Source organism: Curtobacterium sp. 22159 (assembly GCF_052045775.1).
Classification (GTDB): domain Bacteria; phylum Actinomycetota; class Actinomycetes; order Actinomycetales; family Microbacteriaceae; genus Curtobacterium.
The window spans coordinates 1-13,046 of record NZ_JBQEPN010000013.1; the positions used below are offsets into that span (position 1 = coordinate 1).

9 protein-coding genes and 1 pseudogene are annotated in these 13,046 nt (G+C 71.6%); 7 read left to right on the top strand and 3 right to left on the bottom strand.

The window, feature by feature from the left end:
- Positions 1 to 219 (bottom strand): annotated as a pseudogene (locus tag ACTJKO_RS14565) (MFS transporter); the annotation flags it as partial.
- 96 nt (positions 220 to 315) lie between these two features.
- Here ACTJKO_RS14565 and ACTJKO_RS14570 point away from each other — a divergent pair.
- The 3 genes from ACTJKO_RS14570 (at position 316) to ACTJKO_RS14580 (ending at position 4,337) form a co-directional block, all read left to right on the top strand.
- Entirely contained in the window at positions 316 to 792 is a 477-nt protein-coding gene (locus ACTJKO_RS14570) for a MarR family winged helix-turn-helix transcriptional regulator (protein WP_440689860.1), read from the top strand.
- A gap of 80 nt (positions 793 to 872) precedes the next feature.
- Complete coding sequence (locus tag ACTJKO_RS14575; RefSeq protein ID WP_440689861.1) at positions 873 to 2,702, top strand: DEAD/DEAH box helicase; 1,830 nt, start codon at positions 873 to 875, stop codon at positions 2,700 to 2,702.
- Between the two features lie 291 nt (positions 2,703 to 2,993).
- Positions 2,994 to 4,337, top strand: a complete 1,344-nt coding sequence (locus tag ACTJKO_RS14580) for a fibronectin type III domain-containing protein (RefSeq protein WP_440689862.1) — start codon at positions 2,994 to 2,996, stop codon at positions 4,335 to 4,337.
- 66 nt (positions 4,338 to 4,403) lie between these two features.
- Here the strand turns inward: ACTJKO_RS14580 and ACTJKO_RS14585 are convergent, their stop codons facing one another.
- Positions 4,404 to 5,330 carry an NAD-dependent epimerase/dehydratase family protein gene (locus tag ACTJKO_RS14585; RefSeq protein WP_440689863.1) on the bottom strand — a complete coding sequence of 309 codons (927 nt, stop codon included), beginning with the start codon at positions 5,328 to 5,330 and terminating at the stop codon, positions 4,404 to 4,406.
- Positions 5,331 to 5,457: 127 nt separating this feature from the next.
- Here ACTJKO_RS14585 and ACTJKO_RS14590 point away from each other — a divergent pair, with 127 nt between their 5' ends.
- The 4 genes from ACTJKO_RS14590 (at position 5,458) to opgC (ending at position 11,415) form a co-directional block, all read left to right on the top strand.
- Positions 5,458 to 6,228, top strand: coding sequence for a TetR/AcrR family transcriptional regulator (locus tag ACTJKO_RS14590; protein ID WP_440689864.1), 771 nt, complete (start codon positions 5,458 to 5,460; stop codon positions 6,226 to 6,228).
- A gap of 260 nt (positions 6,229 to 6,488) precedes the next feature.
- Positions 6,489 to 8,510: a glycosyltransferase gene (locus ACTJKO_RS14595; protein WP_440689865.1), complete on the top strand. Its 2,022-nt coding sequence runs from the start codon at positions 6,489 to 6,491 to the stop codon at positions 8,508 to 8,510.
- The gene (locus ACTJKO_RS14600; protein WP_440689866.1) at positions 8,507 to 8,920 is read left to right on the top strand and encodes an ATP-binding protein; all 414 of its coding nucleotides are present in this window, start codon (positions 8,507 to 8,509) and stop codon (positions 8,918 to 8,920) included. The genes ACTJKO_RS14595 and ACTJKO_RS14600 overlap by 4 nt, the downstream gene beginning before the upstream one ends.
- Positions 8,908 to 11,415: an OpgC domain-containing protein gene (gene opgC / locus ACTJKO_RS14605; protein WP_440689867.1), complete on the top strand. Its 2,508-nt coding sequence runs from the start codon at positions 8,908 to 8,910 to the stop codon at positions 11,413 to 11,415. The genes ACTJKO_RS14600 and opgC overlap by 13 nt, the downstream gene beginning before the upstream one ends.
- A 48-nt stretch (positions 11,416 to 11,463) precedes the next feature.
- Here opgC and ACTJKO_RS14610 read toward each other — a convergent pair whose 3' ends face one another.
- Positions 11,464 to 13,014 carry an AMP-binding protein gene (locus ACTJKO_RS14610; protein WP_440689868.1) on the bottom strand — a complete coding sequence of 517 codons (1,551 nt, stop codon included), beginning with the start codon at positions 13,012 to 13,014 and terminating at the stop codon, positions 11,464 to 11,466.
- Positions 13,015 to 13,046: the final 32 nt, after the last annotated feature.

Sequence of the window (13,046 nt, forward strand, 5' to 3'; positions counted from 1 at the left end):
CTGGTCGAGCCCGTGCAGGTCGTCACCGATGGTCCGGATCGCCGTGCCGAACACCGTCTGGCCGAGGGACGACAGGAACATGCCCGCCATCAGCCCGTAGATCACGAGGAGGATCTGGCGGTGGGTCATCAGCGGCTGCTGGCCGGGGGCGCCGGGGGCCGTGGCGGACCCCGCTGCTCGTCGGCCGTGCTGCACCGGGACGGGTGCGGTGGCGGTCATCGAACTCCTTTTTCGTGCTGTGAAAACTTGCAGACCGCGCAACGCTACATCAGATGCTTCCGACAAGCAACTAAATGTGCCCACTACGCTGACACCGTGACCACGGACCGGGACGCCGCCGAGCGGCTCCTCCGCGCCCAGCTCGACCGGCTCTGGGTGCGGCAGACCCTGCGTTCCTCGTTGATCGAGTCCCGCGGCGGCCTCGACCCGACCGCGCGGGTGATCCTGCGCGCCGTCGAGCACTTCGGGGCGGTCCGCTCCACGGTGATCGCCGACGCCACCGGGCTGTCGCGACCGGTGATCAGCCGACGCGTGGCCTCCCTCGTCGAGTCCGGGTACCTCGAGACGAGCCCCGACCCCGCCGACGGTCGCGCCAGTCTCCTGTCCGTCGCCCCGGCGGGTCGGACGCTCCTCGACACGCTGGACGTCGCCGGCGCCGAGGTCGCCGACGAACTCACCGAGGCCTTCGCGACCGAGGAACTCCGCACGCTCGCCGGGCTGCTGGCCCGGCTCAACGACCGGGCCGACACCGTCCTCGGGATCGGTGCGGCGGGTCCCGACCAGACCCCGTAGCGGACGGGAGGCGCGGTGCGGGCCCGCCCCGCGCCTCCCGTCCGTCAGCACGCGGCCTGCATCCGAGATACCGTTTCCGCATGAGCACGGACACCGCCACCACCACCGAGACCACCGACGAGGGGCCCGTGGTGACCTTCGCCGACCTCGGCCTGAGCGATCCGGTGCTCAAGGCCGTCAAGGACATCGGCTACGAGACGCCCTCGGCCATCCAGGAAGCCACCATCCCCACGCTGCTCGAGGGGCGTGACGTCGTCGGCCTCGCACAGACCGGTACCGGCAAGACGGCGGCGTTCGCGCTGCCGATCCTGTCCCGCATGGAGTCGGGCAGCAAGGTGCCGCAGGCACTCGTCCTGTCCCCGACGCGCGAGCTCGCCCTGCAGGTCTGCGAGGCGTTCGAGCAGTTCGCCTCGCACATGAAGCACGTGCACGTCCTCCCCGTGTACGGCGGGCAGGCGTACGGCGTGCAGCTGTCCGCGCTGCGTCGTGGTGTCGACGTCGTCGTCGGGACGCCCGGTCGCATCATGGACCACATCGCGAAGGGCACGCTCGACCTGTCCGAGCTGAAGTACCTCGTGCTCGACGAAGCCGACGAGATGCTCAAGATGGGCTTCGCCGAGGACGTCGAGACGATCCTCGCCGAGACGCCCGACGACAAGCAGGTCGCCCTGTTCTCGGCGACGATGCCCGCGCAGATCCGTCGCATCTCGCAGCAGTACCTCACCGACCCGGCCGAGATCACCGTCAAGACGAAGACGAAGACGGCCGCGAACATCACGCAGCGGTACCTCGTGGTGTCCTACCCGCAGAAGGTCGACGCGCTCACCCGCATCCTCGAGGTCGAGGACTTCGAGGGGATGATCATCTTCGTCCGCACCAAGAGCGAGACCGAGACCCTCGCCGAGAAGCTCCGCGCCCGTGGGTACGCCGCCGCCGCGATCAGCGGTGACGTCGCCCAGGCCCAGCGCGAGCGGACCGTGAACCAACTGAAGTCCGGCAAGCTCGACATCCTCGTCGCCACCGACGTCGCTGCCCGAGGCCTCGACGTGGACCGCATCACGCACGTGGTGAACTTCGACATCCCCGTCGACATCGAGTCCTACGTGCACCGCATCGGCCGGACCGGTCGGGCCGGCCGCAAGGGCGACTCGATCAGCTTCGTCACGCCGCGCGAGCGCCGCCTGCTCGCAGCCATCGAGCGGCACACGAAGCAGCCGCTCACGCAGATGCAGCTCCCGACGATCGAGGACGTCAACGAGACGCGCCTCACGCGGTTCGACGACGCCATCACCTCGGCGCTCGAGCAGCAGGACCGGATCGCCGCGTTCCGCGACATCATCGCCCACTACGTCGAGCACCACGACGTCCCGGCCGACGACGTCGCAGCGGCGCTCGCGGTCGTGGCGCAGGGGGACTCGCCGCTGCTGCTCGACCCGGCCTCCGACGACCTCCGCAACCAGGTCGACCGGGACCAACGACGCGGCGACCGCCGTGACCGGGACGACGACCGCGGCGGGCGGGGCGACCGTTCCGACCGGGGCCCTCGTCGGTCGCAGCCGATGACCGCCTACCGCATCGAGGTCGGGCGCCGACACCGGGTGGAGCCGCGCCAGATCGTCGGCGCGCTCGCGAACGAGGGCGGCCTGCGCCGAGACGACTTCGGTGCGATCCAGATCCGTCCCGACTTCTCCATCGTCGAGCTCCCCGCGGACATGGACCGCGGCGTGCTGGACCGGCTGACGGACACCCGGATCAGCGGCAAGCTCATCGAGATCAAGCCGGACCGGCGCGGGGGCCCGCGTCGGTACGACCGTGATGACCGTGCGCCGCGCGGTGGTCGGGACCGTGACGACCGTGGGCCGCGGCGCGACGACCGCGACGACCGTCCGGCCCGCAAGCCGCGGCACTGAGCCGGGTCTCGGCGGGTCCCGCCGTTCGGCCGGGTTCTCGTCGCGCAACATGCCGCGCGCTGCCGTTCCGGTCGCACAACACGCCGCGCGCTGTCGTTCCGGTCGCGCAACACGCCGCCGGGGCCGTAGGTGAGCGGCACGTCGTGCGATGAGAACGCCCCCGCCGCCGCGTTGCGGGATGGCGCACGACCGTCCGCACGATCCTCCGCCGCAGCCGTTCGGCGGGCCTGCCGGTGGTGTGATGCTCGGAGCCGCGGCGCAGGGGTCCGCGGAGACGAACGGGGAACGCACGTGTACAGAGCAGTACTCACCGCCGCGGCTGCGGTGGCGCTCGTCATCGGGGGAGCGGGACCGGCGACGGCAGCACCCTCGTCGTCGGTGCCGGGAGCGCCGACGTCCGTCACGGTCACCGGTGCGGCCGACAGCGCCACCGTCACCTGGGGGAAGCCACGGTCCAGGGCGAGGGTCACCGGATGGCAGGTCGTGGTCACCCCGGCCGAACACCAGCCCGACCACGGCGTCGACCGTCTGCCGGCCAGCGCCCGCTCGGACCGGTTCGGGGCACTGACGCCCCGGACGACCTACACCTTCGCCGTGCGGGCGCTCGGTGCTCGGGGAGCCGGGAGCGCGACCTCCGTGCGGTACACCGCACCCGCGGTCACGACGACCACCCAGTCCCTGTTCGCCCTCGACGCAGCGGGCGACGTCGTCCGGTTCCCGACGAGCGGGTCCGGCGCGCTGAGGACCGTCGCGACCGACGGTGCCGGCTTCACCGCGGACGACGTCGGCGACGTCTTCACGCCGTCGGCGGACCGCACGTCGATCCTCCTCCACCCCGCCGACGGCAGTGCCGTCCGGACGCTCGCGACCGGCCTGCACCTCACCGCCGACCTGCGCTCGGACGCCGCGGGCAACCTCTACTGGATCGACTCGGTGACCGGGGTCGTGGACCGCCTGCCCGTGACGGGCGGGGCACCGCAGGCGTGGGTGCACTTCGGGCCGGCGCCGAACAGCTCGTACACGACGCTGTGGGCGGTCGGTCGCGACGGGACGGTCTCCACCTGGGCGGGCACGGTGTCCTCCGCTGTCGTCACGACCGCGTCACCGTCCGGTGCCGTGACCACCCGCACCGTGACTCCGGGTGCCGCCGGGGTGCTCGGGTACGTGCGGGCGCTCCTCGCGGACACGCACGGGAACCTCTTCTTCGACTGGAGCTCGCCGGGCGGCGCCGGGTCGTTCATCTGGGCGGCCCTGCCGGCGGGCGCGACCTCACCCGTGTCCGCCGAGCCGAAGCTGGCGTTCGAGTACGGCGCCGTGGGCGACGACACGTTCTCGCTCCTGCAGTCGGCCGGGTGGTGCACGAGTCCGGCCGAGTACAGCCCCGCGGGCTGCGGCGCCGACCGGAGCGTCACGTCCCTCGTGGTCCGCTCGGCGGACGGCACGACGGTGACGAAGGCGGTGTCCGGGCTCACCGCGGGCAGCCGAGGAGCGAACGTCGGCGCGGCCGACGACGACGGCGACGTGTTCGTCGACATCGACAGCGGGCCGACGCCCGGCCTCTGGCGGGTGCCCGCCGCGGGCGGTGCCGCCGAGCGGTTGTCGTCGGCGCAGTACTCCCGTCTGCTCGTCATCTGACGCGATCGCCCGGACGCCGGGCGCGGTGTCGACCGGCACCGCGCCCGGCGTCATGCCGCGTGGCCGTCACACGACTCCCGCAACCGTCCGCCGGCACACCTCGTCCCACGGGGTCGGCTCGATGCCGAAGTGCGCCCGGCTCTCCGAGTCGTCGATCACGTACGGCGCCGTCCACTGGTACGTCATCTGCCCGATCTCCCGCATCATCGGCGACACCAGTCCCATCATCCGGAACAGGCCCGCAGGCAGTCGGCGCACCGTGACGGGCGGCTTCCCGGCGGCGGCGAGCACCTCGGTGAGCGCCTGCTGCTGTGAGCGGGGCGCGTTCGTCGGCACCATCCACGTCCGGCCGTGGGCACCCTCGTCCGCAGCGGCAGCGACGAGGGTGCGTGCGACGTCGAGCACGTCGGTGAAGCTGTGCGGCAGGTCGGTGCGGCCGACCATGGACACCGCCTTCCCCTGCAGGGCGGCCGGCAGGACACGGGTGATGTGGCCGTTCTCGCCGATGCCCGACCCGACGTAGTCGGACGCGCGGACCTCGACCGCGCGGGTGCGTCCGGCGCGGTGGGCGGCGAGGGCGTCCGCCCACAGTCGCGCGCGCAGGATGCCCTTGTGGTCGGTCGCGGCGTCCGGCAGGCTCTCGCGCATCGGACCGTCGACCGGCCCGTACGGGTAGAGGTTGCCCGTGATGGCGTAGACGGCCCCGGTCCGTTCGGCCGTGGTGAGCAGTGCGGCGGCGAGCGGCGGCCAGGTCTCCTCCCACTGGGTGTAGTTGCCCGGGTTCGCGCAGTTGTAGAGGACCGCTGCGCCGTCGGCCGCGCGGGAGAGTGCGTCCGCGTCCGAGGCGTCGAGTGCGATGTGCTCGACCGAGGCGATCCCGGTGTCGCGTCCCGACCGGGTGGCGACCGTGACGCGTTCCCCGCGCTCGGCGAGCAGTGCAGCGACGTGACGGCCGACCGGGCCGGCTCCGACGACGACGTGGTGCTGGGACATGGGTTCCTGCTTTCCTCGAGATGTGGGAGAGCACTGCTCTCGGAAGTCATCATGCACGCGCGCCGCGGCAATTGCAAGAGCACTGCTCTCATTTGTGTGCAGTGCTCTCCCGTGACAAGGTTGAGGGATGACCGACCGGGCTCCCACCGCACGTGCACTCGCTCGGGAAGCCGTGCACGCCGGCATCCTCGCCGCCGCACGCGCGCGCTTGACTGAAGAGGGTCCGTCGCAGCTCAGCCTCCGCGCAGTCGCCCGCGACGTCGGGATGGTCTCGTCCGCCGTGTACCGGTACTTCCCGAGCCGCGACGACCTGCTCACCGCCCTGCTCGTCGCGGACTACGACGAGCTGGGTGCCGCCGTCGAGGCCGCGGACGCCGCCGCCGGTCCGGCGCCGGGCGCCAGGTGGGTCGCGGCCTGTCGCGCCGTCCGTACGTGGTCGGTGGCGCACCCGGGGGACTTCGCGCTGCTCTTCGGCTCGCCCGTCCCGGGGTACGCGGCACCGAGCGAGACCGTCGAACCCGCGTCACGGACGACGCTCACCCTCGTGCGCGTGGTCGCCGACGCGACGGCGGAACGCGGCCGGGTCCCCGTCGATGCGGACGGGAGGCGCGGATCGCCCCACGCACCGACGGCTGCTCCCGGGATGGTCGCCCCGGCCGTCGCCGACGCCGTCGCCTCCCTCCGTGCGCTCGGGGTCGAGCTCCCCGAGGAAGTCCTCGTCCGCACCCTGATGGCGTGGACGACCGTGTTCGGCACGGTGTCGTTCGAGCTGTTCGGGCACTTCGTCGGCTCGGTCTCGGACGGGGCGCTGTACTTCGACGAGGTCGTGGCGCGGTTGGCGGACGACCTCGGCTTCGCGGCGGACTTCGGCCTCGGGCCTGCTCGTCCGTCCGACTGACAGGGCCGTCGGTGTCCGCCGCCCGCACCGGTTGTCCCCAGAGCGGGGCGCCGGTCTGACAGACGTCGCCGTCCTGCGGTAGACAGGTCCCTACGCCCAGGTCGTACCCGAGGACCGGGGCGTGCGATCGGGACGGGCCCCTGCGTCCGGCCACCGGTCGGAACCACTCCTCGGGCGCGCGCCGCGGCCGGGGGCCGGCGGATCAGGGAGGCACGCTTGCGACGCAGCACGCTCGGCAACGCCGTGGGTGGGGTGACCCCGTGACCACGGTCGAGGTCAGCAGGGAGGACCACCGGCGCCTGACGGCGGGGACGCCGCGGCGTCGACTCCTCACCGTGCGGACGGTCGCGTTGCTCGCGTCGATCGCCGGCGTGAACTACATCGTCTGGCGCTGGGCGGCGTCGGTGAACTGGCACTCGTGGTGGATCGCCGTGCCGTTGGTCCTGGCCGAGACGTACAGCGTGATCGACTCGCTGCTGTTCGCGTTCGGGGCGTGGCGGCTCCGCGAACGCGGTGAACCGCCGAGGAAGCCCGCACCGGACGTCACCGTCGACGTCTTCATCACCACGTACAACGAGCCCGTCGAACTCGTCGTCCGGACCGCGCGGGCCGCCAAGGCGATCGCGCACCCGCACGAGACCTGGATCCTCGACGACGGCGACCGGCCGGAGATGCGGGCCGCCGCCGAGTCGCTCGGCATCGGCGTCATCACGCGCGGCGCGGACTGGGTCGACCGGCCACGGCACGCCAAGGCGGGCAACCTCAACAACGCGCTGCTCGCGACCCAGGGCGAGTTCCTCCTCATCCTCGACGCCGACCAGGTGCCGGAGCCGTCCATCCTCGACCGGACGCTGGGGTACTTCAAGGACCCGCGGATGGCGCTCGTGCAGACGCCGCAGTGGTTCGAGAACGTGCCGGAAGCCGACCTCCTCGGCAGTCAGGCGCCGCTGTTCTACGGGCCCATCCAGCAGTCGAAGGACGGCTGGAACGCCGCGTTCTTCTGCGGCTCGAACGCGATCCTCCGGCGGGAAGCGCTCATGCAGCTCGGCGTCACCCGGTACGTGCGCGAGGTCGAGGCGTCCGTCACCCGGACGATCAAGACGTCCCGCAAGCTCCTCGCGCGTGCCCGCGAGAACGAGACCGACCCGCGCGTGCTCGCCGCCCTCGACGAGGCCGAGGCGGTGGTCGGCAACGCCCGCGAACAGGTACTGCGCGGCGAGCCCCTCGGCGAGGTCACCTACGCCTTCCAGCGCGGGATCGACGCCATCGCGTACCGCTTCGCCGCCGCCGACCTCGAGTCGGTGCGCAACGACCTGCAGGAGCTCGCGGCGATGTCCACCGACGCGAACACGTTCGCCGGGCTGGACGACGCCGCGCTCGACGTGCTCGGCAGCCGGAACGCCTCGCCGGTGGCCGCGATCGAGTCCATCGCCGTGCTCGCCCGCGCGCTCGACGTCAACCGTGACGACGAGGCACAGCCGATCATGCCCCTGGCGACGATCTCGGTGACCGAGGACATGGCCACCGCGATGCGCCTGCACGGCCTCGGGTGGAAGTCGGCCTACCACGACGAGATCCTCGCGAAGGGGCTGGCCCCGGAGGACCTGCCGACGATGCTCGTCCAGCGGCTCCGGTGGGCGCAGGGCACCATGCAGGTCTTCTTCCGCGAGAACCCGCTCGTGCAGAAGGGCCTGTCCTGGGGCCAGCGCCTCATGTACTTCTCGACGATGTGGAGCTACCTGTCCGGCTTCGCGGCCGTGGTCTACATCGCCGCGCCGGTGCTGTGCCTGTCGTTCGGCGTCGTCCCCGTCCAGGCGTACAGCGTGGACTTCTTCGCGCGGCTCATCCCGTTCCTCGTGCTCAACCAGCTGCTGTTCTGGGTGGTCGCTGCCGGCAGACCCACCTGGCGCGGCCAGCAGTACTCGCTGGCGTTGTTCCCCGTGTGGATCGAGTCGGTCACGAGTGCGTTCGAGAACGTGTTCCGCGGCAAGCCCCTCGGCTTCCGGGTCACCCCCAAGGTGCGGGACGAGTCCGAGCAGAAGCCGCGGTGGGACCTCGTCCGCCCGCAGCTCATCGCGATGGGGGCGCTCGTCGCCGCCCTGGTCCTGATCGGAATCCGCTACCTGGTCGGCCAGGCGTCCGGGATCGCACCGCTCGTCAACACCGCGTGGGTGGTGTTCGACCTGTTCATCTTCAGCATCGTGATCCGTGCCGTGCTCTACCGCGGTCCGGGCACGGTGCAGTCCGAGCACGAGTCAAGCACTGCGGGAGGACCCCTGTGAGCCCGACACACACCGAGTTCGACGTCCCGGCGGTCGTGGAGTCCCTCGACGAGGTGCAGGACCGGTTCGGTGCCTGGTGGGACGGCCTCGGCATCGACGACGTCCGGCTCCGGTTCGGCCTCGAGACGGCCGTGGCGGAGATCGCCGCGAACATCGTCGAGCACACCCGTCGGACCGACCAGGAGGCCGGGCGGCGGTACACCGTGGAACTCGACGCCACCGAGGACGAACTCGTCGCGGTCCTCACGGACAACGGCCTGCCCGCGGACGTCGACCTCGCCGCGGTGACGATGGCCGACGCCGCCGAGGAGAGCGGCCGCGGACTCGCCCTCGCGATCGCGGCGCTGGACCGTCTCGAGCACCGGCACGAGGGCGGACACAACATCTGGACGCTGGCGTGCAGCCGCTGAGGCGACGGGCGGCCCGTGCGGTCGCGTTCCTGGTGGTGGTCGCGACACTCGCGCTCGGCGGCGCCCTGCCGGCCACGGCCGCGCAGGCTCCGGCCGCGGCGACGCCCGCGTCGGGGAAGGCCTGGTTCGGACCGGACATCGACTGGGGCGACGATGCACCCGACGGGTACGCCGGCCGACTCGGCGCGACCCCGTCGATGTACGGCGTCGAGGTCCAGTACCCGCTCCGGGGCAGCGCCCGGAAGGAGTTCCTCCGCGCGACCCGCGCGGCCGCGGCCCAGGGCGCGGTGCTCGTGGTGAGCCTCGAGCCGGAGCGGTCGCTCGGTTCCCTCACCGCCGCGGACGCCCGTGCAGCGAACCGCTTGTTCGACGAGGTCCACCAGCAGTACGACACCCAGCTGCTCGTTCGGTTCGCGCCGCAGATGAACGGCACCTGGGTGCGGTGGGGGCAGCAGCCGACGCAGTACGTCCGGGCGTTCCGGACGCTCGCGAAGGCGGTCCACGCCGGCAGCTCCGACGCCCGCATGGTCTGGTCGCCGTCGTACGGCGCCGGGTACCCGTTCGGGGATTCCGCCGGGCGGCTCCGCGACCTGTCGGCGACCGACGTGGCGAAGCTGGACACGAACGGCGACGGCCGGCTCACGGCGGCGGACGATCCGTACGCGCCGTACTGGCCCGGCGACGCCGCTGTCGACTGGGTCGGGTTGTCGATGTTCTCCTTCGGGAAGGGCAAGGCCACCCAGGCGGCCGGCCGCGACGTCCCGCTCACCCGCAACGACGTCCCCCAGGCCGGGGAGGTCGAGGCCCGGTTCGACGAGACGTGGGGCTACGAGCAGCGGCAGCGGGGCGACTTCTACGATCGCTTCGCGGTGACCGACGACCGACCGATGCTGCTCGACACCGGAGCGCTCTACGACCACACCCTCGGCGGCGACTCCCAGCTGGCGGTGAAGCAGGGCTGGTGGCGCCAGGTCATCGCGGCGGTCCGGGAGCGCCCGCTGATCCAGGGCGTGACCTTCCTCGAGACGAACCGGCGGGAGCCCGAGGCCGGGGGACGCGTGGCCGACTGGCGCGACACGGCGGTGCCGGGCATCGCGGGTTCGTTCCGCACGGACCTCGAACGCGCGGACCACTTCGTGTTCGGCCCCGTGACCCAACGGGTGACGGCCCAGGACGGCGCGGCGGCGACCGACCAGCAGTACGACACGGGCGGCGACCAGATGGCGTGGATCGTCTGGGTCGCGGTCGGTCTGGCCGTCGTGTTCCTGCTGAGCGGGTTGTTCGGACGGCTGCTGCCCGGCTGGCGGTACCCGGACGACGGCAAGCCCGGACGCGACCTCCGGCTCGACCTCTTCCGCGGGTTCATCATCCTCGCAGTGGTGATCACCCACATCGAGATCGGCGGCCCGTACTCGTTCATCACGCTGCACGCCACGGGGGCGATCACCGGCGCGGAGATGTTCGCGTTCCTGTCCGGCATGGTGCTCGGCATGACGTACCCGTTCGCGATCGCCAAGTTCGGCGAGTGGGCGGCGGCGATCGGGGCGTGGAAGCGCGCCCGGAAGCAGTACCTCGTCACGCTCGGGGTCATCCTCGTCGTGTTCGCGCTGAGCTTCCTGCCCTTCCTGAACACCGACGCGATCACGACCTTCACCGACCGCGGCACGGGCACCGGCGGGGTCGGAGCCGAGGGGCGCGTGTACGACCTCTACCCGAACGCCATGCAGCTGCTGGCGTACCCGCCGCCCTGGTACGCGATCCGGCAGTTCCTGCTCCTCGAGATGGGTCCGTGGCCGTTCAACATCATGGGCCTGTTCGTGGTGCTCAGCCTGTTCATCCCGGTGTTCATGTGGGTGATCCGCCGCGGGTTCTGGTGGGCGCTGTTGCTCGTCAGCTGGGCGCTCTACGTCTACCAGGCGCTCAATCCGGACTTCCGGCCGTTGAACTCGCAGTTCGAGTCGGTGTTCCCGCTGCTCACGTGGCAGGTGGTCTTCACGCACGGCCTCGTGCTCGGCTTCTACCGGCGGCAGATCATCCGCGCGCTGACCGGTCGGCTCGGCAAGGTCCTCATCGGGATCGGCGTCGGCGGCTACGCGCTGTTCCTGGTCTACGTGTGGGCCGGCAACCAGTACGGGTTCACGCCCGTCCCGTTCCCGGCGTCGATGTACGACCAGCTGTACAACACCGCCTACCAGCGTGTGGACCTGCAGTGGGGCCGACTGGTCGACATCGCGTTCTTCGCGATCGTGTCGTACGCGATCCTCACGGTGTTCTGGAAACCGATCGCGGGCGTCATCGGGTGGCTCTGGATCCCGATCGGTCAGGCGAGCCTGTACGTCTTCGTCTGGCAGGTGTTCTTCGCGCTGGCGATCGCGTCGATCCCGGGCGTGGACTGGAACAACGGCTGGGTCGGTTTCGCCACGCACACGCTCCTGATCCTGCTGGCCTGGTACATGGTCCGGAAGCGCTTCCTCTTCGCGGTCATCCCGCGGTGAGGACGCGCCGCGGGGCTACCACGGCCCGGCGCGACCGCGCCCCCGGACTCACTCCACGCGGTAGCGGGCGCTGAGCTCGCGGCGCAGCACCTTGCCGCTCGGCCCGAGCGGCAGCGACTCAACCACGTGGTAGACGCGCGGGTACTTGAACGCGGCGACCCGCTCCCGGACGAACGCGTCGATCGCACCGGTGTCGGTCGCACCGTCGTGGAGCACCACGGCGGCGTGCACCTCCTGGCCGTGCACCGGGTGGTCGACGCCGAACACCGCGGCGGACGCGACGTCCTCGTGCCGGTGCAGCACGGACTCGATCTCCGACGGGTAGACGTTGTACCCGTTGCGGAGGATGAGGTCCTTCTTGCGGTCGACGATCGTCACGTAGCCGTCGTCGGAGAGCATCCCGATGTCTCCGGTGCGCAGGTAGCCGTCGGCCATGGCGGCCTCGGTCGCGGCGTCGTCGTCGAGGTAGCCGCGGAACAGGTTGTGGCCGCGCACGACGATCTCGCCGGTCTCCCCGACGGGCAGCGGGACGATCCGACCCTCGACGTCTGCGTCCGCCACGACGACGTCGACGCCCCAGATCGCCGGTCCGACGCTGCCCGCTCGGCTCGGCACGCCGCGCGGGTTCACGGAGATCACGGGCGAGGTCTCGGTCATCCCGTAGCCCTCCTGGATCGGTGCGCGGAACGTGGTCTCGAAGCGTTCGAGCACCGCCGACGGCAGCGCAGCCCCGCCGGACACCGCCCAGCGGAACGGTGGTCGCTCCGGGTGCGTGCGGGAGGCCTCGAGGAGCGCGATGAACATCGTCGGGACCCCGAGGAACGCCGTCACCCGCTGTTCGACGCAGAGCGACAGGGCGGTCGCGGGGTCGAACCGGGGGAGCAGCACGATGGTCGCGCCGCGGCGCAGGGTGGTGTTCATCACGACCGTCTGCCCGAAGGTGTGGAAGAGCGGGAGCCCGCCGAAGACGACGTCGTCCTCGCGGAGGTCGAAGAGGTCGATGATGCAGACGTTCGCCTGCTCGACGAGGGCGAAGTGCGTGCCGACGGCCCCCTTCGGCAGCCCGGTGGTGCCGCTGGTGAACAGGACGGTGGCGGGGTCGAGGGGGTTCGTGCCGACGACGGCGTCGAGCGGGGTGCCCTCGGTCGCCAGGGCGGCCAGGTCGAGCACGTCCTCGCCCGCGCCCACCCCGACGACGAGTGCGCCGGTGTCGGCGGCAGCGGGGCCGGCCTCGGCGAGTGCCGTCCCGGAGGCGATGAGCACGCCCGCACCGGAGCGGGACAGGACGTGCGTGATCTCCTCGCGCTTGAAGAGCAGGTGCACGGGCACGACGACCGCGCCGAGGGCGAGCACCGCGAAGTACGCGACCATGAACTGGGGGATGTTCGGCAGCATCACCGCGACCCGGTCGCCCCGTTCGACGCCCCGGGCGCGCAGGCCGCCGGCGGTGGTGCGGACCTGCTCCCAGAGCTCGCCGTAGCTGAGCTCGTGCACGCCGTCCGCGAGCGCGGTGACGACCGCCGTCTTGTTCCGGTGCCGTCGTGCTCCCTCGACGACGATCGTCGCGACGTTGAGGGTCCCCAGTCCGAGTCCGTTCATGTGCCCGACGCTACTCACGCACGGGAGGCGCG